Raw genomic sequence first — 23,324 nt, 5'->3', positions numbered from 1 at the left:
ATATCACTCATTTACAATTCCGTCGCCGTCACCATCACGCTTATCCTTGCGCTTGAGACGGGCAACTGTACGCTTTCCAGCCTTCGCGCCACGCTTCGCGTCCCACGGCTTCGACTGATCCTCATACGACGCCGGCGTCTTAGTGCCGTCAGCCTGGGTTAAATCACCACCCGACTCTTCACCAACCTGCAACGACATATCACTCTGCAACGCCATCGCTTCGGTCTCCAGGTCACGCCGGCGCAATTCCTCATGCAGGCGCTTCCACTCGAGAACATCAGACTGGGACACGCCAGGAATACGACCCCACAGCACCTCCGGCGGCACCTCCAACATCTGCGCCAGCTTGCCGAACGCGTCCGCAGTCTGCGCCAGGGAACGATCCTCAACGTCCTCCCACTGAACAACCGCGTCGAAATTCTCCGCTTCCTCACGGTTGCCCTCAAGGGCTGCGGCCACACGCAACGCACGCGCATGAGCGTCACCCCACACGTCACGACGCTGCTTCAACTTCTCACGCCACGGGCGATACGAATTAGTAATAGCGTCGGCGCCCAGATTGATCATCTCGCCCGTCAACATCGTCATAGGCGTCTGCGACACAGCCGACAAATCCGAACGATCATTTTCCACCGCAGTGATAAACGGCGTCATAGACGTCTCATCAAGCGTGCCGAACTTCGTATCACCTGTTCCCATCAGCACAGAATCATGGCGCAGCGTCATCTTCGCCCGCTCCTTCTGCCCCTCCGTCATACCCTTCGGCGCCACAATGTTCGTCGCATACAAAATCTTCCACGAGTTAAACCGCTGCACCAACAGTCGGTCATTAGTCGTCAAGTCCAGGCGAGCCGCCACATCAACATACGGCTCCACCTCACCAAAGCAATTACCCTCAAGGTCCATCAAGTTCGGATACAACACCACCGGACACACACCCGCAGAATGCTTCACCTCATCAACAACCCGATAGTCACCACCCTCACCCTCCAAGGTGACAATGCGCTCATCGTCAAAGAACTTATACTTACCCGCACGCACCTTACGCAGCGCATACAACGGATACTCATCGCCATACGGGTCGTCATACTCGGCCACCATCTGCTGCGGCGACACCGGGCGCATGACTGCATGATCCTCACCCGGAGTCAACTGCATAAACGCATACCCAAAAGTCACCACCGCAAAATTCAACTGCGACTGACGAGAATCCATATCATTGCGCAACCACGTATCCCACATCGGAGAATCCACACCCTGCTCCGGATCCCGATACCCCGACACCTTCAACGGCTGCGCCGTAGACAAACACACCAGACGCAACCACGGCGTACGAGCCAAGCGAGCCAGCGCCTTCTTCTCACGCTCCGCGTCCCTCGGCACCGGCGGCAACCCCTGGTCAGACTCCACAATCTGCCGGAACTGCTGCAACCGCAACGACTCCGACTCCATACGCCCCACCAGATCATCAATCAACTTCATGTCCATTAGAAAAACCAGCTTTCCTCCGACGTCTCCAAATGGCGCACTTCCTGCCCAATTAGAAACTCAAAATGACTCACACCCAGACTAGCCGCCTTCAACGGCGTCATATCCGCAATGTCCGAATTACGATCAAACACCCACAAATCACCCACCGGCTTAGACATACCAGCCAACACCGCATGATCAAGAACCTTCTGCCCCACATGCACAAACCGGCCAGCCAACACCTTCTCCTTAAAGCCACCATCAGCCTGCGCCACCATACGAGAACCAAAAGGCTTCACCTCAACACCCACCTCATTAAGCGCAGACAACCACTGGCCCGCAGGACCAGACGCGTCCAAGCACACACCCAACACGTCCCACCTATCCACCAGCCGGCGCACAGTCGCCACCACATCAGGCGAGACCTCATCATTGAACACAACCTCCGACTGCAACGAACCATCAGCCGTAGCACCAGTGACCACCACAGAAGCCCGGCGCGCCGCAGACACGTCCAACGACACCACCACACGGTCGTCCACAATCTCCGACGAGACCATGCGAGCCTTGCGCCACTTCGACTCCGGGATCTCCGAGTTAGCCGCGAACATCTCCCACACGCCCAAGTGCTCACGCGCAAAGCCGGCCAAGTTATCCGCAGCCTTCGACGTCTTAAAGCGGCGGTTCAAAAAGTCCCACGACATCAAATAGCCGGCAGACGGATTAGCCTTCGCCCACTCACGAGGATCGCCCGGATCAAAATCGTCCTCGTCAACCGACCACTCCATAAAAGCAAGGTCGTCATTATCCCCATCAAACGCACGCTTACGCAGCGCGGCCAAGTGGTGAGAATACGCAAAGCCCGCAGACGACGCCCACAGTGTCTGCGCATTAGGAACCGCACCCATCGTCGGCTCCATCGCGTCCACCATCTCCATCGTCACAGCAAACGCCTCGTCCATCACCAGGAAGTCACACGAGAAACCACGACCAGAACCACCCGAACGAGCAAGGAACTGAATCATACGCGGCGACGGCTCACCACGTTTCTCCGGCTTCCAATACACACCAGGCTCCGTGTTGCCCGTCTTAATCTGCACCTTCTCCGACAACTCCGGCGAACGGGCAATCACATTCTGCAACTTCGACAAGCCCTCCTTGGCGGACTTAAACTCATGGGCAGTGTGAATAATCTTCTTCTCACGCAGCATAAACATGCCAAACAACTCACGCGCCTGAATGATCTCACCCTTGCCATTCTGGCGCGGGACAATAAGACCAACATCAGGCGCAGCCCAACGGCCATCCTTCTTCATCGTCAGCATGTTCTCCAGGACATAATCCTGCCAAGGAAACAGCGACATGCCCGCAACCTCATGCGTCCACGACACCGCGTCCTCACCAACAGAAGAAAAGAACAAAGGGTGAACATCAATACGCGGCGTCTGCACACCAGTCTCGGGCAACACCAACGCAGACGTCATGATCTACCCAAAATGCCTTTCTTCTCCGCCCACGCGTCCCACTTCGACTCCTGCTTGCCAGCCTGCGGACCCTCCGGCAGCTCCATCAACTTAAGATCCTTTAACACCTGGCGCAGCGCAAGGAACTGCTGGCGAAACTCCGCCAACAACGGGTTAGCAATCGGCGCACCCATCTCGTCCATCTGCACCAACTCGCCCTGGAACTCGCGCGCAAACGTGTCCAAATTGTCGGCAATACGCGCACAATTATGAATCAACGTCATATGCACCGACCCAAGCTCACGATCAAACACAAGCTCATTCCACACATCGCGCCCCGTAACCCCAAGGTCCACGGGCGGCTCCAAGTTCATACCCATACAGACATAATAAGCCGCACCCGGCACAAATAGGAATGGCGCCAGCCCAAAGCCGACGCCACAACGCCCCGCCGACGAGTGGACAAACAAAACTTCCGAGTTGCTGGGAAACGAAAGACGCCGACGAAACGCACCCCCGAACCGGCGCCCAAAAATGTCCGTATTGAGTAGCTAGAAAATAGAAGCCACGCCGGCCCGGAGGTTCAAAAGCGAATACTACCAGTCGCCGTTCGCAAGCCCCGCGAAACCGAAGTGGCGCCCGAGGTCCCTGGGCCAAAAGTTGCCGGGGAGAAAAATGGTAGTTGGCGTGGGCGTCTCCCGTTGTTGCTGGTGGTGGGGTCACCCCCCAGGGTTGTGTTTGCGACGCTGTGACCTGCGGTTTTGTGTTTCGATGTTTCGTGACCTGCATTTTTGTCCGTGTTTGGCCGTGTTTGTCATGTCGGTATGGCGGTGCTGTGACCTGCGGTTTTGTGGGTCCAGGTGACGCTCGGCGCTGTGTGTTTCCAGGCGTCGCCGGCGGCGCTGTGGCCTGCGAGTTTGGCGGTTCCTGGCCGGTTTGGTCGTCTGTTTGGGCATTTTGTGCCTGTTTGGCGTGCCGTAAATTCATTTTTGCAAGTTCACGAGAGCGCAACGAGCACACGCCACCAAGGCGTGCGACACCCGCAAGGGGAGTGCGTTAGCGGCTCGCACTTGTGAAGCTGTATGACAACTGAATAGTGAAACGCGTTAATGGTCAAGCGTGCATGGGCGTCATGCCCGTGCACGTCACCTAGTGGCACGGCGTTAGCCGCGCGACTAGGGACGTGGGCACAAGCACACGCGACACCTACTACCTAAGGAATGACCATGTTGGATATTCTCACTGCCATTAATCACTTTGGACTTGAGACCGTGCTAGTAGCGCTGGAAGAAATTGCCACCGCCTGTAAGGGCGGGGACGACGGCTACGGCGCGCTAGGCACGTTGCTAGGCGATCTGGATATGGCCCGCGCGGTCGTCAATCATTTCGCCAACGTTTGTAAGTAACAATTAATCGCCGTCCCCGTGGGGGCGGCGTTTCCTGGAGAGTTGAGGATTAAGAATGTTTAAGTACGTACTCGCTGGCTTTATGGCACGTGCCAATCTGGATTACGTGGAAGCTGCACATTATGTAGACCTACTGGAAGATCATCGCCGCGATATTGAATTGTTTGCCACGTCGATTAAGGCAGACGATGACGGCGCGGTAATGATTGGCGCGGATCTTGCGGAACTTTTCGCACTAGGCAATACAGACGATGTACTTGCACGTTATGAGTGTGACGCGGAACTAAAGGATCTTTTGCTGGATATTGCGGACGACCTGATTAACGGTTAAAGCGGGGCGGCGCTTATGCGCTGCTTTATGGCCCGCCTGGACATGTCTAGGCGTGCTTTATGGCGGTACAAAAGTACCCCGCACCTACTACCTAAGGAATTGAAATGACTGTCAACTATGTTGAAAAGTACAACATGATCCCCGTGGAAAAGCTGGGGGATCTCATGTCTACGGAAGCGGAAACGCACACACCGACCCGTGGACGCCCGTATAACTTCTATTCCATGCAGCGCCGTAACTCTGATTTTGGCGAGTACTATTTCTCGAAGAACACGATGAAATTCTTTGGTTCGCGTGTGAACACTATTCTTCGCACGGGCGTGTTTGTTGAGGGTGTTAACCCGCCTTATGCTCCACGTGAATATCGTGTCATGTGGATCAGCCCGTGCGGTTCGGTTACTCGACTCACTGAAGCTGCTTTTTTGACTATGAAAACTGCGGACAAAGTTGCTTTTGCTTTCAGTGACAAGATCGAAAAGTCTGGGATTATGCCGCGCGAGTATATGAGCTGTGCAGTCTAACTAACCTGTGGCGTGCCTGTATGGGCACGCTATCCCGCGTGTGTATGTTCCTGGACATGTACGCGACGGGGTGGCGGTATCGCTACCTGAACTACTACCTAAGGAAATGAAAATGTTTGAACCTGATTTTTTGTGCGAGTCCTGCGCGGGCGTAGTTGAGCATGGCCTGGACACGTTTGCCCACGTGTATGTGGGCGATATGGAATTGTTGGCGCGTGTTGATGAGTACGTTGAGGGCCTGTCTCCGGCGGCGCGTGTGGATTGGGGCGCGCCTGTGGAGTGCATGACGATCGGCGCGGCCTGTACTGCACCCTGTATCGCGTGTGGCGATATGGCAGACGGTCGCCGGTGGCCTGTAACCGTGGATCGTGTTGAGTTTGAAACGCCTGCCGGTATGGTGCGAGTTCCGCGCGTGTGGGCGCGTGAGGGCGGTAAGGCGGTCTATCCGCTACCGGATGACGGGCTGCATGACCTCGTAATCAACGCGGATGATTGGGAGGTTGTGATCCCAATGGTGACGGGCTGGATCACGGCTGGAAAGTATGAGACGTTTGCGGATCGTTTCGCAGACGCGGCGGGGCGTACTACGGATCGGGCGGCGGCGCTGCTAACGGGCTGGGATTGCGCGGTTAGCGTTGCCGATTGGTTGGACGGCGCGCGGCCTGTAGCGGGTGCGGTTGACGCACCTAAGGGTGTGGAGCTGCCTGGACAGCGACACGCGGCGCGGCGTGAGCAACTTACGCACACGATGGATCCGGTTTATGACCACGTGGGCAACGAGAAGCGCGCGGCGCGGCGCGATGAGCCGGTTAGCGTTCCCGTAAAGGGCGTGCATGGCGTAGAAGATGGTGAGCTGGTGGGCATGTTATCCCAGTTTGAGCACCATGTACCCGTTACGTGTGGTTGGCTGCGTATGGATGCGGGGCGGAACACGTGGCACTCGCAACTTAAGGCGACGGGTGGAAAGAAGTTTGCACGCGCGATTAAGAAGTTGATTGCCACGGGCGATTTTGAGCTTAAGGCGCTGGCAACTGTGTAACGGTGGCGCGGCCTGTTGGGGCCGCGTTAGCCCGCGTGTGCATGTCCTGGTGACGTGTACGCGGCGGGTTAGCGAAAGTCGCTAACACTACCTACCGAGAGGAAATATCATGTCTGGTTTCTACATTAACGACGGCGCGGCGGAACTGAATTACGATGACTCGACGCCGGATCACATTGAGGTCACTAACGCGGGTGACGTGCTGGGATACTTCACGATCTCCGAGCTGGAAGAATTTTTGGCGGCTGCTAAGGCGATTAGCCTGGAGGATTAATCACTACCCCCACACCTTGCCCCCGTGCCCGATGTGGGCTATTGTTGCCATATCGGGACACCACCTACTACCTAAGGAATTGAAATGAATTACCCCCAGATCGCACACGATCTACTACGCACCACCGACGGCCTGAATAACCTTGAGGTTGATGATCTCTGCTTGGCACTCGGTGTTGACTTTGAGGTTATCGACAATGACGGGATTGCCCGCCTGGACATCAACGAACGCGAGTACATGATCCTAACCGTGCGTTTCGACCGTACGGACGACGGTGCAGACGCGCTGGACGTGTTCTACACGGTCTATGAGCTGGACGAAAATGACTGCGGCCGCCCTGTCACGGACTGCGCTGGCACCTACGTGACGGGCGCGGATAGCCTAGCCACCGCCCTGTCCAATGTTCACCACTGGGTTAAATAACCCGCGCGCGTGCCTGTATAGGCACGTTGCCCCGCATGTGCATAGGCGCGCCTGTGTACGTGACGGGGTGGCGAAAACGCCACCTAATTCACCTACTACCTAAGGAGTTTCTATGTCTTTGAACCTGTCCCTAAACAATGTCTCTACGTCTACTAAAAGCGCGTACACGTCCCTGTGGGAAATTGCCGAGACGATGAACGGTGTTGAGGTTGCCCTGTTCGCAGACCAGATGGGCCTGTCCGTTGAACAAAAGCTATCCGTGCTGGAGCGCTGGAGTGAGCACGATCCGGACTCGGAGGTTACCTACACCAACGGGCAGGTTGAGTTTGCCGAAATTGGCAACCCCGCTTTTGCGACTGTCACCTATTCCATGCCGACTACCTCGGAGCCGCTGGCGATCGCGTTTGAGGAAGAATATCTGTCTGTCCTGGACTCGGATGATGATGGTCAATCGGTTGAGGTGTACGTGATTGCCTATCCCGACGGTGTTGGCCCCGTGTGGTCGCGTAACTACACATGGCGCGAAGATGATTGTGACCTGTTGACGGGCGCGATTGAGGGTGCGGGGTTTGCCCTTAATGGTTCCGTGGCTGCTTTTGATTGCACTATCCGCGTTGACGATCGCACTTAGTCGCTAGGTTGGTGCCTGTTTAGGCACCTCCGCTAGTGGTTGAGACGTTCAACCATGTAACCCATTTTTCTACCTGAAAGAAAACATAATGTTGTTTGATATGAGGGGCGAGACTGTCCCTAAGGCTGCTGCCATTTCGATGGTTAATCGCACCTTGAAAGACGACGGCCATTCCCCTAGCGCGCGCGAGTGTGTAGAAATTGTGGACTGCCTGGCCGCTGCTAAGGGGAATGACCGCGTGTTGAACTTCACGGCGCTGGAGTTCTGGACGGTTGCAGATCGTATCCTCTACCCGCGTACGTGCGAGTGCGAGAGTGCGAGTGAGCGTGCGGACGATACCGTGCCAGCGGAAGCGTATGCCGTGGACTTTCCGGGCGTGATTGTGCGAGACGATGACGGTGACTATTGGAAGTCAAACGGCGTTGAGTGGAGCTTGTCTTTGTCGCTTGATGAAGTTGAGCGCGGCGTGACCCACTCGGAGGTTAGGCGCTTGTCGCTACTGTTCGCCCCCTATGTGCGTGTTGAGCGCCTGGACTCGGAGGGCGATGAGGATCGCGCGGGCGCGGGTGAGGATCACCTGTCGGAGGGCGATGATCCTGTCCTGTTCAACTTGTGCCGCATGATTGACGTCCTCCAGCGGGTGCTCGGCGTTAATGATGTTTCCGCCCGTGACCTGTTCGGTGGTTTGTCTGCAATTGACTTAGCTAAGTTCGCGTTGCCTGATGGTGCTTGGGATGAGTACCTGGCGACTAAGGCGGAGCGTTAGGCATGGCGGAACTTGATCCTGTTTACGATGAGGACGGCGTGTGCCTATATAGGGGCGATTGTGCGGAAGTGCTGCCGTTGTTGCCAAGCGGGCATGGTGTGGTGATTACTGATCCGCCTTTTTCGGAGCGCACCCACAAAAACGCGCGGTCTGGCAATAAAAAGTCTGTTAGTTCCCGTACCTCTAGCCCTATCAACTTTCGTCACGTTGACGATTGGGAGTTGACGCCTATTCTTTCCGCGTGCGCGCGCGTGTCTAAGTCGTGGGTTGTTGCCAACCTGGACTACTCGATGGCGGTTGCGTATGAGCATGAGCCGCCTAAGGGGCTGCGAGTTATGCGCGTGGGCGCGTGGGTAAAGACTAATCCCATGCCACAGTTGACGGGCGATAGGCCGGCGCAGGGTTGGGAAGCTATTGCGTATTTCCATAAGCCGGGCCGCGCGTCGTGGAATGGTGGCGGTCATGCTGGGAATTTTTACCTGCCGTCGGCGCGGTTGACGGAGCACCCCACCGAGAAGCCTATGCCGATGGTTCGCCAGTTCATTGAATGGTTTACCGAGCCGGGCGATGTGGTGATTGATCCGTTTGCCGGTTCGGGAACGACGTTGTTGGCGGCGCGCGAGTTGGGCAGGCGTGCGATTGGGATTGAGAAAGATCCAAGCTATTGCAACCTGATCCAACTGCGGTTGGCGCAGGGAGTGCTGCCGCTGTGAGGGTTGGAAGCATGTTCACGGGTATGGGTGGCCTGGACTTAGCGGTTCAGACTGTCTTTCCCGATGCGGTAGTTGCTTGGCATGTGGAGATTGATCCGGCGGCGTGTGCTCTGCTGGAGTATCGCTATCCGGGTGTGCCTAATCTTGGTGATATTACACAGTTGGATATGTCGTCCCTGGACGGGGTTGATGTGTTGACTGCGGGCTATCCTTGCCAGCCTTTTAGCACCGCCGGTAGGCGGGCGGGAGTAGAAGATGAGCGACACCTATGGCCTGTCGTCTTTGACGCCATTCGCACGTTACGACCGCAATTCACATTCGTTGAGAATGTGCGCGGCCACCTTGCCTTGGGGTTCGATGAAGTACTCCGGGACTGTGCCAGCGCGGGGCTTGATGTGCGATGGGCGGTTGTACGAGCTGCCGATGTTGGGGCACCGCACCACCGACCGCGATTGTTTGCCGTTATTGCCGACTCCTTTGAGTTCGGATTGGAAGCGCGGGAATCACGCGGGGAGCTTGCGGCGTCGTTCGCCCGAGTTGCCGGTGGTGGACGCCCATTTTCCTGTGATCGGTTCGGATGGGGTGAGTCGCTACGTGGACGTAGACGATCTGTCGTTGCCGAGCAGTTCGGGCGATATGCCGACGCTATTTTGAGGTGGGAGGAAACGATGGGGTGTGCTCCTGTCCCTGTGGTGTCGGGCGCGCGTGGTGAGCGTGTGATGAATGTGGAGCTGCCGGAGTGGATGATGGGTCTGCCGCGTGGCTTTGTTTCGGGGGTTCCTGGCCTGTCTAGGAAAGATATTTTGAAAATTTTGGGCAATGGTGTTTGCCCTTTGCAGGGCGCTTTTGCTTTGGAACAGTTGTTTGGAGTTGTGGATTAAATGGAATTTTTGGATCTTATGATTTTTGTGCTGGTTGTTGGTGCGTTTGTTGTTGGGTTTCCGGTGTTGTTGCTGGCACAAACGGTTATTGCTTTTGGTTGGGGTGCCATTCCACTGATCGCGATGTCGGTTGGCGCGGGTGTATTTATCTGGCACGTTCTGCGACGTGTCGAACGCACCTGCTAATATATTTTCGTCACTTCTACTGGAAGGTTTTACTACCCTATGAGCTTTGAGTTCCGCACCTACGAGCAGATCCACTACCGCGTGGAGACGTCCCAGTTGTCCTCCTACACGCACGACATGCTGTTCTGGCCCGCTAACGGGTCAATTCAGAACGCGCACGTGCATAGCGTAGTAGAGACGTCGGACACGCGAGCGTGGCTTGCTGCGGACTCCTACGCGGCGTTTATGCACGATGAGATCCTGGACTGGTGCGAGTCGGATCGCCGCGCCGTACAGTCTGCCGATCTCCAGCTACAACGTGACCTGTATTGCGCGTAGGCGCGTGTACGCACGCGTATAAGCCCCCACCTAGTAGTTTCGGCTACCGGGTGGGGGCTTTTGTCGTTTTTACAGCCACTGGCGTGACCATGTGCGGGTAAATTCTTCCGCTTCGTCCTGGCGGGCGCGCCAATCGGCCATTGACATGTTCTGCCTGGAGGAATTGCACTTTAAGTGCGTGGACTGGAGCCAATCGGGGTCTTCGAGCCTTGGATCGTCGTCGTCCATTTCGGAGCGCGGAATGATGTGGTCTGCGCTGAAACTCATGGGGTCTGGGAATTTTAGATCCATGTCGATTGCTTCGCCGCATAGTTCGCACACCTGGGAGCGCTTTTTGACTGCTTCCACTGCCCTGCGCCAGCGCCTACCCGCGCGGCCTGACCTGACGGCCATTAGATACCTCCTATACGCGTGCGTACGCGCCTGTGTGGGCGCGTGTGCCTACGCGCGATAGTTTATCCCTGTTTGGGGTCGCTGGCGTCAATGGTGAGCCACATGCGGGCGGTTGTGGTCTTGTTGGCGGGGTGGATCTTGGGCATGGCTTCGGTGACGTACTCGGGCGTGTCGTCTGGCACTACTCCGGCGGTTACTAGCCCGTCTACGAGTGGCTTTTGTGTGGCGATGAGGTTGGACGGGTCGCGGCGCCTGTTGTCGCGCGGAACGTAGTGCAGTTGCACGTTGATGTGCTTGTAGGCGGGTATGCGTTGTGAGCGCGCGAGAAAGTAGGCTGAGCTGCGCACATTCTTGGTGAGCTTCGCTTTTTTAGCCCAATGTAGGCGCTGGTTCATGTTGAGCGGCGGCTTTTGGTAGGGCAGGTTGAGTGTCCACCTGGTCTTGCTGTCGCGGTACATTAGGCAACCTCCTGGTCGCCTGTGCGCCTGTAGTGGGTGGGTAGCACGGGCGCGGAACCTAACATGCACTTAAATGTGGCTTCTTCGATACGCGCTAGGCTCATGGTTTCTCGTTCGAGCCGTGGTGTGAGCATGACGGCTCGGATTCCGATGAGTTCGTGGGTGTTGTGTCGCGCGTGCGGGCGTAGGCAGATGAGGTGTGCGCCGTTGAGTCCGTGTTGGCGTGTCCATTCTTTTGCGTCTTGGATTGTGGCCCCGGCGACGATGATTTCATGCGGGTGGAACGCTTCGGGGTAGGCGTTGCGGGTGAACTTTATGCCGGTTGTTGTGTTCATATAGGCACATTGGCCCCTGCTATTCGCCATCATGGTCTCCTGTGTAGTTGGTGAGGTAGTTGTGCTTGGTGGTTTCGAGGATTCCGGCGATGGTCACGGCTTCCTGGTCGCCGGTGATCCGGTAGGCGGTGACCAGTTCACCACTGGGGGTTAGCCCGTATCGGATGATGATTTCGTCGGTGTAGATTCCTCGCAGGTCGTGGGCTTCGCCTGGCTCGGCGTCGATGTAGTAGCAACCGTTGCCGCCTTGCGCCACAACGACTTGCTTGTGTAGCTCGGCGGTGTAGGCGATCATGGTGCCGAGGTCGCGGTATCGGCTCGTGCGTGCGTACGCGCGTAAGCCCCACCCGCCGACGATTACGGCGATGGTGAAGCAGGTGAAGATGGCGGCGTCTAGTATGTTGTCGCCGGTTGGTTCGCGTACCGCCTGGAGCACGTTGGCGAACAGCCCGATGAGGATAAACACGTCGATTGCTACGCCGCCCCAGTTGGTGTGCTCGCGGTAGCTGCCCCAGATGTCTTTGATGATGTCCATGCTTAGTCCTGGTGGTTGATTGCGGATAGTAGGGCTGCGGCAAGGTCGTGGGCTTGGCTGGTGGTCATGGCGTAGCTTCCACCTTCTCCGTGGATTAGCCATATGGTTCTTCCCATTACGGATACCCAGCTTCGGGAGTAGTCGTCTGCTCCGTCTCGTAGTGCCCATGCGGGCTGGTGTACGTCCTTGGGTGGGCGCGGGTATGGGATCATTCGCTCGGGTGCGAGTAGGCCGGCTTGTTGGAGGGCTTCTACTGCGTTGACGGCGACTTCGGTTGGGAGTTCTGATTCGCGGGCGGCTTCCGTGATGAGGTTCGCGGCCTTGTTTCGGTTGGTCATGCTTCCTCCCATTCGCTTACGAAGCGGCGTTGTAAGACGTACACTCCGCTCATACCTTGGTAGTGACTTAGGAATTTGGCGCACTCCCATTCCCCTGCTGGTGGTGTTCCGTCTGGGTTCCATGCGCGAGCTAGGTCGGGGCGTAGTGCGCAATCGTCGAGCCGCTCGTAGTTGGTGCCGTAGCGTGGGTCAAAGATGACTGCGCCGTACTTGATTTCTCCAGTGCTTTCGAAGTCGCCCATGTAGGCCACGGGGTGCGGTTTATGTGGCACGTCTACCCACATGCCCACGTAATCGGCACGGTCGTGGGGTGCGAGGTCTGCAAGGGTCTTAGTCATTGGTGTCCTCTCCCACTGGCACTGGCTGGCTGTAGGCACGTGCCACAATCTGCACCTGCTCGCCTGGGTACTTTTCGGCGGCCATGTGTTCTGCGGTGTCGGGTCGCATGTACCAGCGGGCACGGCGGGTCGATTCCCATAGTCCAGATGGCCCTACGAATAGCCACTTGCCGAGTAGTGGGCGCCAGACTTGGGCGGCGTACTTATATCGCATACCTGATACCTCCTTTAGCGCTGCGACGGCAATGTCCTGGGGTACGCGCCCACCGATTTCCACTCGGTCGAGTTGCTTTCGCGCTTCCAGCGATATCATGCGTAGGCCCTCGTTCTGGTCAAGTTGTGTTGCTTGGTCGGTCATTGTTGTTCTCCTTGCTGATTTCGTCTAGGTAGTGGATTGCGTCTTCCCTGCGTATGAATCGCTTTTGGGGGACGCCGTTCATGTAGACGCACCACTCGTAGGGGGTTGTTTCGCCGTGGGTGAGTGCCCACTGCGTTTCATTGTGCCCATTTCGGCACAAACTGTCAAGTCCTGGCATAACGTGGCATGGCATGGCTATGCCGTGTCCTCCTTTTCTGCGTTTTTGGCTTGGGTGGCGAGTCGGCGGGTTTCTTCTTCAACTTCGTCCCAGCTCCAGACGTGGCCGGTGAAGCGAGATGGATACCTGTGTGGGGCGTCGGGGTGTTGGCCGTCGCCGAGATGGCCGGTGTCGAATCCGATGGTGTTGCCTTCGTGGTAGGTGATTCCACCGTGAACGTCGATGTCGGGGTGGACTTCCAGTGAGTCTGGGCAGTCCAGCCACGGGTGCCCGTCTGGGAGGGCGATGTAGCCGTTGATGGTCATTGGCCCCATGATCACTGCGCATTGGTATCCGTGGTGGGTAAATCGGCGGGTGTCATGGCTAGGTGGGAGGTTTAGTTTATTTGCGGTCATTGGTGTTCTCCTTGGGGAAGATGATGGGCGATACGGGGTTGAGGGCTTCGCGGGCCATGCGCATGACTTCCTGCATTTCTGCGTCGGCGTCTGGCTTTGTGCGGCGCTGGATTACCTCGTGCCATGCGCGCAGGTTGCCGGTGACTACCATGCGGGTCTCTACCGCGTTAGGTAGCAGGGCGCGGGCTGCTTCGTTGCGCTCTTTCTTTGAGTGGTGAGCGAGGGTGGCCTGTGCGTCCTTGTAGTCGATGATGTTTTCATCTACGCGCCAAAGGAATTTTTCTTTCGAGCCTTCATCGAGGTAACGCATGGCTGGCGGCATGACTACATTCGCGTCGTTGGCGTTGATGAAACGCTGCGACTCTACACTGAAACTCAAGTGCCGGTGGCGGGTGAGTTCGGTGAGGAAAGCACGGGATACGCCGGTGAAATACAACGTTGCGCTGGCGTGCTCGGCAATACTCCAGTGCCCCTGGTCGCCTAGGGTACGGCGGAGGTAGTCCGCGTCGTCATAGGTCTTACTGTTCGGGCGGTGGAAGCTGCGGTAACAGTTCCGTCCGGCCATCGTGAGTAGGGTTTCCGCGTCGGTGGAAGCGTCCTGGATACTCATGTACTCGCTGATTGCTTTCTCATCAATCTTGGTGTGTGCGAGTAGGTGTACTTGCGGGGTGACAATGTTGGTCATGGTGTGTCCTTTCGGTGGTTGGTGTTTAGCGGTCTGCCCATAGGTCGTAGGCGCGGTCTTTCCAAGAGTCATCTTCGAGTTCTTCGAGTTCGTCTGGGCCTGGCTCGTTGGTGTCGTCGTGCGGCCATGCGTAGATCATTTCTTCTCCTGTCGTTGATTGTTCTGTGTGCCGTTTTGCGGCGTTGAATTTACCCCTCGGGCATGTGTGTCCACTTAGGCACGTTTAGTTCGTTAGCGGCGCCGCTGGCCGTCGATTTGAGCGTCTTTCTTACTATCGTCCGGCCCACTTTCAAGCGCCCGGTCAACCCTGTTCGCTTCGAGTGAGCGCTTCATGCGGGAAAAGAACTCCGCTGGCGGCAACTCCACCTCCGGCTCCTGGTCCTGCGCCCGACGCCAACCGTCACGCGCAACCTCCAGATAGTTCACACCTGACGGGTCAATCGAGGTGTCGATACCCGTCCAATACGGCGGCGGCACCACCTTGTCCAACGCAAACTCCGAACCATAGATCTTCTTCGCACGCTGCACACGCGCATTCCACCGCCATGCTTCCAGCGGCCACCGCTTAGACGAGTCCACTTCCCAGCGTTTCACCACGTCACGGGCTGCACTGACAATCTCACGAGGTGTCGCCATACGGTCGCCCGCGTGGTAAGCCGCCCACAGCTTCACGGCGTCACGCCACACCTCCGGCGGCACGTTGATCTCGCCAAGAATGTCCGCCCACACCTGCACCACAATGTCCTCCGGCTTGGGGAATTGCGCTGGTGCTGCTGCGGAACCGTAGGCGATTACCTGACTGGCTATCTGCACTGCTTCCTGGTGGTTCATAGTGTCTCCTAAAAGGGCGGGATTATGTCGTCTGGGCTGGTGGCGTTGCGGTTCGCTTCGAGTATCTGGCGTTGCCGGTCACTGTCACGCTGCGCCTGCTGGCTTAGGCGTTGCCCGATTTCGAGGTACTGCTGCGCTTTGGACGGTGGCTGCGTTTGCTGCGGTGTGGTTTCCTCGTCTGCCCAACCCTCGGCGTTGAGCCACGACGCGGGGTAAGGGATCTTCGTCGAGTCCCGGCCTTCGAGTTGCCACGAACGCTTCGCCCGCGCTAGACCCTCGGTCAACTCCTGGACGGTGGCACCATTCTTGCGCGCCTTAGCAAACGCCTTCTCCGCCTGCTTGCGTGAGCGCTTACGCGGATAGTCCGCGTACCACTCCGCAAACTCATCGGCGTATGCGCTTTGAGCGCTGCGCTCTTTCTTTCCTTTTGTAGAGTTTTCTTTCTTTCTTAAGGTCGGGTCGGGTCGGGTCGGGTCGGGGGCAAGGGACAGACCTAGGGAGTCCCTTGGGTTGTCCCTGGGGTTGTCCCCACTCGTGTCCCTTGGGGACATTTCGTCAAACCTGCTTGTTGTAGCGTTATCACTTGTTTGATTAGTTCTCTGTTTGCGTTTCTTTTGTCGTTCGATTTCGCGTTTTTCGTAGATCTGTTCACGCGAGGGTTGCATGTCAAACCAATCATGGAATGCATAGCATTTAGCACCAGAATCGCCCTTGCATTCAGACCACAATCCGTTCTTAATTAACGCTTTAATCTGCGCCGGGGTGCCGCCGAGGGCGCGGACACGCTTAGCTGAAATCACGCCATCGGTGAGGTGCTTTGCGCACCAAACTCCACACGTTAGCCAAAGACCACGAGCCGCCATTGAAAGATTCTCTACTTTTGGATGGTCGTAGAAACTATCGTCAACTTTGAACCACGGCATTTCTTACACCTCCTTGATTAGTGGTATTGCTGCGCCTACGCGCGCGGGTTCTGCGTATGGGTATCCGGGTAGGTATTTCCAGCCCGCTCTGAGGGCGTTGGCTACGTCCTCTGGGCGGAAGGTTTTAACGTCGGGGTACTGCACGGGAATCTCTACGCTTTCCGTTGAGCACTACCTGGTCGTCGAGGGCGCCTAGGGTGTCGAACACTGCTCGCACGATGGTGCCTTCCGGCCAGTTTTCGGCCAGCCGGCGCGCGTCTGACGGGCGTACGGGCGCGTAGACACCCGGCGTGTAGCGCTTGCTGTTAGACACCTGTTCCCTCCTTGCTGGTAATGACGTTGATGGTGTCGGCTCGGGCTTCTTCGATTGCCATTCGGATCTGCCATTGGACTTGTTCGAGGTGCAGGACTTTCGACCTAACGCTTACAAGTAGGACACTGTTGACGATGGCGATAGCGAGGATTGCTATGGCGATTAGTGTGACTAACATGCTGTTAACTCCCTGGTCATTGCCCGTCGTGCTACGGATATGTTGGATTTCACGGTGTGTTCTACTACGCCGTATTGGCGGGCGAGTTCTTGGATTGCCGCTTCGTGTGGCATGAATTGAATGAAGTGGTCGTATTCTTCGAGGTATTCCATTGCTCGCTTTTCACGGGCGCTCATGCTTATTCCTTCCACCCAAATGCGATGATTGTTGCTTCTTCCCCAGTCGTTGATGAGCGGTAGTCCTGTTCGCCCATAATTTCGAGCTGCCGATCCTGCTTTGCAAACTCCAGAAGATCGCTCTTCCTGTAGTTCCGCACTAGCATGTCGGCTGCTTCGTATGCGTGCTTCCAGTCTGGGGTGTTGATGAAGATGTGGGTGCCGCAGGCTACGTACCAGCGTTTCCACAGTCTTGATTTGTAGACACTGATGAGGTTCATGGGCGCTCCTTAGAACGGTGGCTCGTCGTTGTTTGCGGGTGGTTGTGCGGGCGCGCTGTTCCACGGGTCGTAGGACTGCTGCTGCCCCTGGCCCTGCTGCTGTGGCTGCTGCTGGCCTTGCCCAAACCCGCCCTGCGGCTGGTGCTGCTGGTACTGCTGCCCTTGCTGCTGGCCCTGTCCCTGCTGCTGGTTCGGCCACCCACTGTTCTCGTTGCGGAACACGCGCATACCGTAGGCGTCTAGGCGAACCTTCATGCGCTGCTGCCCCTCGTACTCTTCCAGCTCCGTGTATAGCTGGCCGGCGGCTTTCACACGGTCGCCCTTCTTCGGGATCGTGATGTCTGCTGGCACGTCCCAGTAGGCCACGTCAAAGAAGATTGAGCGCACATCTTCCCACGTGCCGTCCTCTAGCTTGCGGGACTTGTTCTGTGCCACGGTCACGAACAGGTAGCGGCGTCCGTCCTTGCTGGTGCCTGCTACGGCGTCTCGGGTGGCGTTTCCGTTGATGATGATTTCTGGCAGTGCCATTACTGTTCGTCTCCGATCTTTGCTACGTGGTATCCAATGCGCATGTTCTTGGCGACTTCATTGAAAGCGGTTTCGAGTTCTTGCTGCTTTCCTTCGTCTACGCCGCGCGCATACAGCACTTCACCTAGCGCCATGCTCAATGCGGTGGTGAGGTCTACCTTGTCGAAATTCTCCGGGTGGTCTGGCCGCACCACAATGTTCGGCACAAGCATGGGCACGGGCGCGCCTTCTGGGGTGCGGATTACGTTGATAGCCACCATTGCCATGAGTGGTTCTGGCATGTCCTCTTGGTCTGCGTGTGCGTTGAGGTACTCAATCATTACTGCTGCTCCTTAAGTGCTAGTGCTCGTTCGGTGATCTTCTCCTGGAGGACTTTCGCACCCGCGAGTTGTGCGACGTCTCGGTACGCCTGCTGCAATTCGGACACGCTGGTTTCCTGCATGAGGTCGTCGAGTAGCTCCTGCTCTTCCTTGGTGAGTCCGTTGGTTCCTTGCTGCTCAATGGCTGCTGGCTGCTCTTCTACAACCACGGCGTCTTGCAGGCCACCTTTGGGTTTCTCGATGGAAGGCTGCTCGTCCTGCTCGTCCTGGCGGCTCATAGCTGCCACTTCCGATTCCTCATAGGTGTTGCCCATCTCGTCCGGGAAGGCTTGGCGCCACGCCAGCGATTCGGCAGTCTTGCCCAGCATGTACGACGGCTTCGACGCCCACAGCGCCATCGGGCTTCCGTCGTTGAAGGTCTGCGCAAACTCGTCCCACATGGCGGTTTGTACGAACGGTTCACCATCGCGGTACACGGTCACCTGTGCTGCGAGTGGCATACCGTCACGCTTGAAGGACCACAGTTCGCGCCACTGTCCGTCCTCGCCCGCGAACTTCCACGGCGACACCTTGATAGATAGACCCTTCGAGTCTGCGATCTTTCGTGCGGACTTGCGGTAGCCGGCGATACCCACCTGGATCGTGTAGGTCTTGCCGCCCTTCTTGGACTTGCGCTCAATCAGCACAATGTCTTTCTTAAGGCGCGGGTCGAGCTGCATGGCCTGCGCGGTAGTAAAGAACGCTTCGAGGTGGGCGATGGGGATATGCGAGTAGCCCATCTGCTCAATGATTGCCTGCTCCTTTTCGGAGAAGTCAGATAGTTGGCGTGGCATTACTGCTCCTTTAGCTGCGCTAGTTTGTGTTCAATTGCTTTCGGGGTGCGGCCCATTCGTTCCGCGATTTCGCGGGCGGATAGTTCGCTTTGCACGTACTGTTCCAGGGCGGTCCAGTCACGCTCGGACCAGTGCTTGCGCTTGCGGTCTGCCACTTCTGGTTCGGCGTACTCAAATAGGGACACTGGCACGTGCGCTTCCCTTGGTGGGATTGCGATCTCGGCTGCTGCCGGTTTGTTTTCAGTCACGTCGAGGGACATGCCGAACGCTTCCACTACGTCGATTAGTTCGGTGACGGGCCAGCCTTCGCCTACTGCTTTGTCGATGATTGGGTGCATGTTACTTCAACCATTCCTTCCTTTTGAACGTGAACTTTGAGTCGCCTAGGGCGGCTTCGTACACGTCCGGGTATTTCTTTCGGAGCTTGTTGGTGTCCAACTTTTCGCTGGTCACGTCCGGGTCTCCGAGGTGCTGCTTCATGTCCTTGGGTACGCGGGACACTGCGAACCGTGGGGCGGTACGGGCGGCTACTACCCTGCCGTCGTACTCGCTTTTCGGCGCTTGCCCCATACGCTCGGTGACCATGTTCTCCCACTCGAGGGCGCGGTCTTCTGCGGCTTTCAGGTCCTTCCACGCGTCGAGTAGTCCGTCCATCATGTCCTGGTCGAGCTGCACTGCCGGCTGCGTATCGTCCACGGGGTTGAGGGCTGCGAGGATTTCCTTCGCGTGCTCGGAGTCGCCTGCCGCTGGCGGGAAGTCCAACTCGATGAGGTTGTAGAACTTCTCGGCGTCTTTGCAGATACCGTCATACAAGCCCTGGTCAAACTCAATCTTGTGGATTACTGGTTCGCCATACACGGGCACTTCCACGAGGTCTGCCTGGTGGATACCAGATACACCCATCTGGAATTGGACTTGGACTAGCCACTTGTCTTCCACGCCGCGCGGCACTCGAGGTCGCTTGACCTCAATGATTCGCTTGGCTCGCCCGCGCACTGCACGGCGGTCTAGGGTTACGAGGTTCGGGAATGGTAGCGACTCGTCGGTGTAGGCGACTTCGCCTTTCGAGGTGCGCCAGCCAGGGTTCTTCCGCTTCCACACGTTGACCGCGTAGTCTTCCGCGTCGTGCGCGTCGTCGAACATGGCTTGGGTGGCGGCGTCAATGGTGCGCTCCCACTTGCCTGCCATTTCCATGAACTGTTCGTAGGCGGATACGTAGCCGATTCCCAGGTAGTCGCCGGTGGACTTGTTGGTGATCATGGGCGCAACCTTGGACGCGGTGACCATGCGCTTCCACTCGTCAGTGCCGGGCGCCGGCGGGTTCTTTACTACTGCCACTACTGTTCCTTTTCGACTGGCTGGTCAATTGCTTCTACTTCCTCACGCTTGAGTAGCGGGGTTCGTGGCCGCTTGGGGAAGTGGTACTTGGTGAGGGTGCCGTCTGCGAGTCGCCGGCGTACCGTGCGGGTGGATACGTCTAGGCGCTTGGCGGCTTCCTCCACGGTGAGGTAATCGTCATTCATTTTGTAACTCCAGTATTGACTTGGCTTCTCCGTCTTTCTTGTACGTGACATGCACGGATAGTTCGGGGTGTAGGTTCTTGGCTTTGCGGGCGATGTCTACCGCTTGGCCGAGAAACTTGTCTTCTGCGAGGGGGCTTAGCCCGTCTTTGGTGAGTACGTACGCTCCAAAATGTTTGTCTCTCATAGCACTCCGAACGGCGCGATGATTAGCCCTGCGCCTGTGATTGCAGATAGAAGTCCGATGGTTGTGAAAGTGGCGGCGTTGAGGAAGGTGCGTGGCCTGGACATGCCCGCCATTAGGCAGGCGACGGCAACGGCGATGGCGAGTAGGCCGAGTGCTACCACAACAATGTCTGCGAGGATTGTTGCCACGGTTAGCTCCCTGTGGATCCGAATCCGCCGGCTCCGCGTTCCGTGTCGTCGAGGTCGTCTACCAGTTCTGGGGTGACTGCAATGTAGGGCTGCACGATGAGCTGCGCGATACGGTCGCCACGGTTCAAGTTGATCCGGTGGGAGGAATTGTTCTTGAGTACCACGGCAATTTCGCCACGGTAGCCCTCGTCTACTACGCCGCCGAGGACGTCGATACCACGGGCGGCTAGGCTGGATCGTCCCTCGATCTTTCCGTAGGTGCTTACTGGTAGCTGGATAGAGATGCCGAGGTCAACCTTTACTACCCCGTCTGCTGGCAGGGCAATGTCCACTGGCGCGTAGAGGTCTAGGCCGGCGTCGGTGTCATGGCCGCGCGTTGGCAGGAAGCCGTGCTTGTTGAGCTTAACCTTCATTGTTGTCCTCCTGGTTGTTGTTCTCGGCGTCTGCTTCTTCATAGCTGGCGCGCGAGTTGACGATTTCGCCAGCCATCTTCACTGCGGAGCTAATGTCCTGGAAGGCGATGTCTACGGTGTTGGCGGCGACTGGCACGGACGCCTGCGTGGAAATGATCATCATGTTTCGGCGGGCGAGCTTGATGGCTTTGAATAGGCCGGCGAGTACTTCCTGCGGGTTGGTGTTCATTTCCTTGGGCAGTTCGTCGACGTAGGCGGCTTCGATGTCTTCGCCGGTGATGTTGTCCCAAGTGTTGTCGTTCATGTTCAACCTTTCTATATGGGCACGTTAGCGTCGTTCGAGGGTTCGCCTGGAGGGTGGTAGCCCTTCGAGTTCTAGGCGTTCGATTTCTTCTGGCTGGATCCGCCAGGGGGCGCGTGCCACGTTTCGGGGCAGCGCTTTTACTAGCCCTATGCTGCACCAATAGGCGACGTCGGTTGGACTGACGTTGAAGTGGTCGCCTACTTCTTTGGTGTTTAGGTAGTTAGTCACTGCTGTCCTTTCGGTAGTGCGGTGTTTTCCGCCGCAATTCATTGTGCCTAAATGGGCACACAATGTCAACTGGTGGCATAAAGTGGCACCGTATGGCTATAATTGCGGTATGAGCAGTGGACCAAGAAAGACACCCGACAAAGTATCCCGCGAAGTCGCTTCCCTACTACGCGAACACCTAGCCCGCCGGCGCATGTCCCAACGGCAAGTAGCTCGCCTAGCAGAAATATCCCCCAGCCAAACCAGCCGATACCTACGCGGAGAATCCAGCCCCAACCTCCACGAATACGTAGTGATCTGCGACGCCATCGGCGTACACCCAGACACCCTGCTATCCCAAGCAATCCACAACATCCGCTGGCGCGAACAATACGCCAAAGACGACGAGTACGCCGTACCAATCGAAGGCCAAGTCCGATACAACCTCGACCCCAGGAACTTCCCACCCCAGGAAAGCTAGACATAAAAAGGGCCGGCGCCCCCACGTAAGGAACACCGGCACCTATCTACCTAAGGAAACACAGCTTGGAGACTGCGTAACCCACCAATGAGCATATCAGCATACACACTAAAAGACGGAACCACCCGCTACCGCGTACGCTTCACCAAACCCGACGGCACACGCACCGACGAGCGCGGCTTCAAGACCAAAGCCCAAGCCAGCAAACGCGAAGCAGAACTCAAACTCGGCGCCGCACCAAAGGCCAACGAAGATCCGCTACGCACATTCAAGCCGCGACTCGAGAAACGCCTAAGCCGCCGCACCCCAGGCACCCAAGACGTCTACCTCAAAGCACTCGCCAACCACATCATACCCGCGTGGGGACACAGGCGCGCCAGCACCATCACGCGGCAGGAAGTCCAATCCTGGATAGACAACGAAGGCTACGGTCGCTCGGTAGCCACGAGGAACCTAAGCCTACTCAAGCAGCTACTCGACTGCGCCGGCGTAGACAAAGCAGACAACCCCGTCTCCTACATCGACAAACCCGAACGCGCACGACGCGAGAAACTCTACCTCTCGTTCGACCAACTCGAGACCCTCGCCAGCGCCACACGCACGCGGCAGCATGAGATCCTCATATACCTACTTGGAACCTCCGGCCCCAGGTGGGGCGAAGCCGCCGGCTTAAGGATCAAAGACCTCTCGCCCAACGACAACACCCTGCACATCTGGCAGTCCGCCAGCGTCGTCCGCAATGAGGTGGTTCTCGGCAGGCCGAAGAACGGCAAGGACAGGTGGATCTCAATCCCCACGTTCGTCAAAGACATGCTCCGGGAACTCACGCGCGGGCGCGCGCAGAACGCCCCACTATTCCTATCGCATGACGGCGGCTACCTTAGGCGCCCCAAAGGCCGGTCATGGTACGACGGCGCGAAGAAACGAGCCAATGATATAGACCAGAACATTCCGACACAGTTACGTATCCACGACCTGCGGCACACGGCTGCGTCTCTCATGGTGTCCAATGGTGCGAACATTAAAGTGGTGCAGCACCAGCTCGGCCACGCGACGGCGACGGAAACGCTAGACCGCTACTCGGACTTGTTCCGCGAAGACCTTAGCTCGGCTACTGCCGCGTTCGATAGCCTTTTCAGTGGTGGGCAAGATGTGGGCACGGACCATTTTGGTAGGGCTGTTTAGGCAGGTCAGGCCACACTCCGGTTAAACTCCTGTTATCCCGAC

The 23,324-nt window shown here is 57.3% G+C and carries 39 protein-coding genes; 14 read left to right on the top strand and 25 right to left on the bottom strand.

The window, feature by feature from the left end; genetic code table 11:
• Window positions 1–3: 3 nt before the first annotated feature.
• The 3 genes from QP324_RS09090 to QP324_RS09080 are packed head-to-tail and all read right to left on the bottom strand — an operon-like array spanning window position 4 to window position 3,313.
• On the bottom strand, window positions 4–1,452 hold the full coding sequence (locus QP324_RS09090; protein ID WP_284815784.1) for a phage portal protein: 1,449 nt from the start codon (window positions 1,450–1,452) through the stop codon (window positions 4–6).
• A gap of 35 nt (window positions 1,453–1,487) precedes the next feature.
• On the bottom strand, window positions 1,488–2,954 hold the full coding sequence (locus QP324_RS09085) for a terminase large subunit (protein ID WP_284815753.1): 1,467 nt from the start codon (window positions 2,952–2,954) through the stop codon (window positions 1,488–1,490).
• Window positions 2,951–3,313 carry a hypothetical protein gene (locus QP324_RS09080; protein ID WP_284815752.1) on the bottom strand — a complete coding sequence of 121 codons (363 nt, stop codon included), beginning with the start codon at window positions 3,311–3,313 and terminating at the stop codon, window positions 2,951–2,953. Before QP324_RS09080 ends, QP324_RS09085 begins: the two co-directional genes overlap by 4 nt.
• Before the next feature lie 846 nt (window positions 3,314–4,159).
• Between QP324_RS09080 and QP324_RS09075 the strand changes: the two genes are divergently transcribed.
• From QP324_RS09075 to QP324_RS09020, 12 genes are all read left to right on the top strand, one after another.
• Window positions 4,160–4,339, top strand: coding sequence for a hypothetical protein (locus tag QP324_RS09075; protein WP_279107940.1), 180 nt, complete (start codon window positions 4,160–4,162; stop codon window positions 4,337–4,339).
• Between the two features lie 55 nt (window positions 4,340–4,394).
• Window positions 4,395–4,670 (top strand): hypothetical protein, encoded by a 276-nt coding sequence (locus QP324_RS09070; protein ID WP_284815749.1) that lies wholly within the window; start codon window positions 4,395–4,397, stop codon window positions 4,668–4,670.
• Between the two features lie 104 nt (window positions 4,671–4,774).
• The gene (locus QP324_RS09065; protein WP_279107942.1) at window positions 4,775–5,191 is read left to right on the top strand and encodes a hypothetical protein; all 417 of its coding nucleotides are present in this window, start codon (window positions 4,775–4,777) and stop codon (window positions 5,189–5,191) included.
• Between the two features lie 112 nt (window positions 5,192–5,303).
• Window positions 5,304–6,230 (top strand): hypothetical protein, encoded by a 927-nt coding sequence (locus QP324_RS09060; protein ID WP_284815746.1) that lies wholly within the window; start codon window positions 5,304–5,306, stop codon window positions 6,228–6,230.
• 109 nt (window positions 6,231–6,339) lie between these two features.
• Window positions 6,340–6,504 carry a hypothetical protein gene (locus tag QP324_RS09055; protein WP_284815744.1) on the top strand — a complete coding sequence of 55 codons (165 nt, stop codon included), beginning with the start codon at window positions 6,340–6,342 and terminating at the stop codon, window positions 6,502–6,504.
• 84 nt (window positions 6,505–6,588) lie between these two features.
• Complete coding sequence (locus tag QP324_RS09050; protein WP_284815743.1) at window positions 6,589–6,927, top strand: hypothetical protein; 339 nt, start codon at window positions 6,589–6,591, stop codon at window positions 6,925–6,927.
• Window positions 6,928–7,039: 112 nt separating this feature from the next.
• Window positions 7,040–7,558 carry a hypothetical protein gene (locus tag QP324_RS09045; RefSeq protein WP_284815741.1) on the top strand — a complete coding sequence of 173 codons (519 nt, stop codon included), beginning with the start codon at window positions 7,040–7,042 and terminating at the stop codon, window positions 7,556–7,558.
• A 100-nt stretch (window positions 7,559–7,658) separates the two neighbouring features.
• On the top strand, window positions 7,659–8,324 hold the full coding sequence (locus QP324_RS09040) for a hypothetical protein (protein WP_284815739.1): 666 nt from the start codon (window positions 7,659–7,661) through the stop codon (window positions 8,322–8,324).
• 2 nt (window positions 8,325–8,326) lie between these two features.
• The gene (locus tag QP324_RS09035; protein ID WP_284815737.1) at window positions 8,327–9,037 is read left to right on the top strand and encodes a site-specific DNA-methyltransferase; all 711 of its coding nucleotides are present in this window, start codon (window positions 8,327–8,329) and stop codon (window positions 9,035–9,037) included.
• 11 nt (window positions 9,038–9,048) lie between these two features.
• Window positions 9,049–9,918 (top strand): DNA cytosine methyltransferase, encoded by an 870-nt coding sequence (locus QP324_RS09030; protein ID WP_284815735.1) that lies wholly within the window; start codon window positions 9,049–9,051, stop codon window positions 9,916–9,918.
• Window positions 9,919–10,104: a hypothetical protein gene (locus tag QP324_RS09025; protein WP_284815733.1), complete on the top strand. Its 186-nt coding sequence runs from the start codon at window positions 9,919–9,921 to the stop codon at window positions 10,102–10,104.
• Window positions 10,105–10,143: 39 nt separating this feature from the next.
• The gene (locus QP324_RS09020; protein WP_284815731.1) at window positions 10,144–10,422 is read left to right on the top strand and encodes a hypothetical protein; all 279 of its coding nucleotides are present in this window, start codon (window positions 10,144–10,146) and stop codon (window positions 10,420–10,422) included.
• A gap of 69 nt (window positions 10,423–10,491) precedes the next feature.
• On the opposite strand, the gene QP324_RS09015 is transcribed toward QP324_RS09020, so the two are convergent.
• The 22 genes from QP324_RS09015 to QP324_RS08910 all read right to left on the bottom strand — a co-directional run bounded on the left by QP324_RS09015 (window position 10,492) and on the right by QP324_RS08910 (window position 21,409).
• Window positions 10,492–10,815, bottom strand: coding sequence for an HNH endonuclease (locus tag QP324_RS09015; protein WP_284815729.1), 324 nt, complete (start codon window positions 10,813–10,815; stop codon window positions 10,492–10,494).
• Window positions 10,816–10,877: 62 nt separating this feature from the next.
• The gene (locus QP324_RS09010; RefSeq protein WP_284815727.1) at window positions 10,878–11,273 is read right to left on the bottom strand and encodes a hypothetical protein; all 396 of its coding nucleotides are present in this window, start codon (window positions 11,271–11,273) and stop codon (window positions 10,878–10,880) included.
• A 354-nt stretch (window positions 11,274–11,627) separates the two neighbouring features.
• Complete coding sequence (locus QP324_RS09005) at window positions 11,628–12,143, bottom strand: hypothetical protein (RefSeq protein ID WP_284815725.1); 516 nt, start codon at window positions 12,141–12,143, stop codon at window positions 11,628–11,630.
• A gap of 2 nt (window positions 12,144–12,145) precedes the next feature.
• Window positions 12,146–12,481 (bottom strand): hypothetical protein, encoded by a 336-nt coding sequence (locus tag QP324_RS09000; RefSeq protein ID WP_284815723.1) that lies wholly within the window; start codon window positions 12,479–12,481, stop codon window positions 12,146–12,148.
• On the bottom strand, window positions 12,478–12,819 hold the full coding sequence (locus QP324_RS08995) for a hypothetical protein (protein WP_284815722.1): 342 nt from the start codon (window positions 12,817–12,819) through the stop codon (window positions 12,478–12,480). Before QP324_RS08995 ends, QP324_RS09000 begins: the two co-directional genes overlap by 4 nt.
• The gene (locus QP324_RS08990) at window positions 12,812–13,177 is read right to left on the bottom strand and encodes a hypothetical protein (protein ID WP_284815720.1); all 366 of its coding nucleotides are present in this window, start codon (window positions 13,175–13,177) and stop codon (window positions 12,812–12,814) included. Before QP324_RS08990 ends, QP324_RS08995 begins: the two co-directional genes overlap by 8 nt.
• A gap of 195 nt (window positions 13,178–13,372) precedes the next feature.
• On the bottom strand, window positions 13,373–13,750 hold the full coding sequence (locus QP324_RS08985; protein WP_284815718.1) for a hypothetical protein: 378 nt from the start codon (window positions 13,748–13,750) through the stop codon (window positions 13,373–13,375).
• Window positions 13,737–14,435 (bottom strand): FAD-dependent thymidylate synthase, encoded by a 699-nt coding sequence (gene thyX, locus QP324_RS08980; protein ID WP_284815716.1) that lies wholly within the window; start codon window positions 14,433–14,435, stop codon window positions 13,737–13,739. Before thyX ends, QP324_RS08985 begins: the two co-directional genes overlap by 14 nt.
• A gap of 231 nt (window positions 14,436–14,666) precedes the next feature.
• Window positions 14,667–15,266 (bottom strand): hypothetical protein, encoded by a 600-nt coding sequence (locus QP324_RS08975; RefSeq protein ID WP_284815714.1) that lies wholly within the window; start codon window positions 15,264–15,266, stop codon window positions 14,667–14,669.
• Window positions 15,267–15,274: 8 nt separating this feature from the next.
• Window positions 15,275–16,189 carry a hypothetical protein gene (locus QP324_RS08970; protein ID WP_284815713.1) on the bottom strand — a complete coding sequence of 305 codons (915 nt, stop codon included), beginning with the start codon at window positions 16,187–16,189 and terminating at the stop codon, window positions 15,275–15,277.
• A 124-nt stretch (window positions 16,190–16,313) separates the two neighbouring features.
• Window positions 16,314–16,502, bottom strand: a complete 189-nt coding sequence (locus QP324_RS08965; protein WP_284815711.1) for a hypothetical protein — start codon at window positions 16,500–16,502, stop codon at window positions 16,314–16,316.
• Window positions 16,503–16,673: 171 nt separating this feature from the next.
• Window positions 16,674–16,856, bottom strand: a complete 183-nt coding sequence (locus tag QP324_RS08960) for a hypothetical protein (RefSeq protein WP_284815709.1) — start codon at window positions 16,854–16,856, stop codon at window positions 16,674–16,676.
• A 2-nt stretch (window positions 16,857–16,858) separates the two neighbouring features.
• A complete protein-coding gene (locus QP324_RS08955; RefSeq protein WP_284815707.1) occupies window positions 16,859–17,116 on the bottom strand; it encodes a hypothetical protein in 258 nt (85 codons plus the stop codon).
• Between the two features lie 9 nt (window positions 17,117–17,125).
• Window positions 17,126–17,644, bottom strand: a complete 519-nt coding sequence (locus QP324_RS08950; RefSeq protein ID WP_284815704.1) for a single-stranded DNA-binding protein — start codon at window positions 17,642–17,644, stop codon at window positions 17,126–17,128.
• Window positions 17,644–17,964 (bottom strand): hypothetical protein, encoded by a 321-nt coding sequence (locus tag QP324_RS08945; RefSeq protein WP_284815702.1) that lies wholly within the window; start codon window positions 17,962–17,964, stop codon window positions 17,644–17,646. The genes QP324_RS08950 and QP324_RS08945 overlap by 1 nt, the downstream gene beginning before the upstream one ends.
• Window positions 17,964–18,797 (bottom strand): recombinase RecT, encoded by an 834-nt coding sequence (locus QP324_RS08940; RefSeq protein ID WP_284815701.1) that lies wholly within the window; start codon window positions 18,795–18,797, stop codon window positions 17,964–17,966. The genes QP324_RS08945 and QP324_RS08940 overlap by 1 nt, the downstream gene beginning before the upstream one ends.
• Entirely contained in the window at window positions 18,797–19,135 is a 339-nt protein-coding gene (locus tag QP324_RS08935) for a hypothetical protein (RefSeq protein WP_284815700.1), read from the bottom strand. The genes QP324_RS08940 and QP324_RS08935 overlap by 1 nt, the downstream gene beginning before the upstream one ends.
• A gap of 1 nt (window position 19,136) precedes the next feature.
• Window positions 19,137–20,135 carry a hypothetical protein gene (locus QP324_RS08930; RefSeq protein WP_284815698.1) on the bottom strand — a complete coding sequence of 333 codons (999 nt, stop codon included), beginning with the start codon at window positions 20,133–20,135 and terminating at the stop codon, window positions 19,137–19,139.
• On the bottom strand, window positions 20,135–20,320 hold the full coding sequence (locus QP324_RS08925) for a helix-turn-helix domain-containing protein (protein WP_284815696.1): 186 nt from the start codon (window positions 20,318–20,320) through the stop codon (window positions 20,135–20,137). Before QP324_RS08925 ends, QP324_RS08930 begins: the two co-directional genes overlap by 1 nt.
• 180 nt (window positions 20,321–20,500) lie before the next feature.
• On the bottom strand, window positions 20,501–20,692 hold the full coding sequence (locus tag QP324_RS08920; protein WP_284815695.1) for a hypothetical protein: 192 nt from the start codon (window positions 20,690–20,692) through the stop codon (window positions 20,501–20,503).
• Between the two features lie 2 nt (window positions 20,693–20,694).
• On the bottom strand, window positions 20,695–21,105 hold the full coding sequence (dut, locus tag QP324_RS08915) for a dUTP diphosphatase (protein ID WP_284815693.1): 411 nt from the start codon (window positions 21,103–21,105) through the stop codon (window positions 20,695–20,697).
• Window positions 21,095–21,409: a hypothetical protein gene (locus QP324_RS08910; protein WP_284815691.1), complete on the bottom strand. Its 315-nt coding sequence runs from the start codon at window positions 21,407–21,409 to the stop codon at window positions 21,095–21,097. Before QP324_RS08910 ends, dut begins: the two co-directional genes overlap by 11 nt.
• A gap of 337 nt (window positions 21,410–21,746) precedes the next feature.
• On the opposite strand from QP324_RS08910, the gene QP324_RS08905 reads away from it, so the two are divergent.
• Window positions 21,747–22,097 carry a helix-turn-helix domain-containing protein gene (locus QP324_RS08905; protein ID WP_279107992.1) on the top strand — a complete coding sequence of 117 codons (351 nt, stop codon included), beginning with the start codon at window positions 21,747–21,749 and terminating at the stop codon, window positions 22,095–22,097.
• A gap of 87 nt (window positions 22,098–22,184) precedes the next feature.
• Entirely contained in the window at window positions 22,185–23,282 is a 1,098-nt protein-coding gene (locus tag QP324_RS08900; RefSeq protein ID WP_284815689.1) for a site-specific integrase, read from the top strand.
• Window positions 23,283–23,324: the final 42 nt, after the last annotated feature.

The sequence above is a fragment of the Corynebacterium sp. UMB0012 genome (genome assembly GCF_030216265.1).
Classification (GTDB): Bacteria; Actinomycetota; Actinomycetes; order Mycobacteriales; family Mycobacteriaceae; genus Corynebacterium.
Note: the sequence above shows the minus strand (reverse complement) of the source record. Positions and strands in the feature narration are given on the sequence as shown.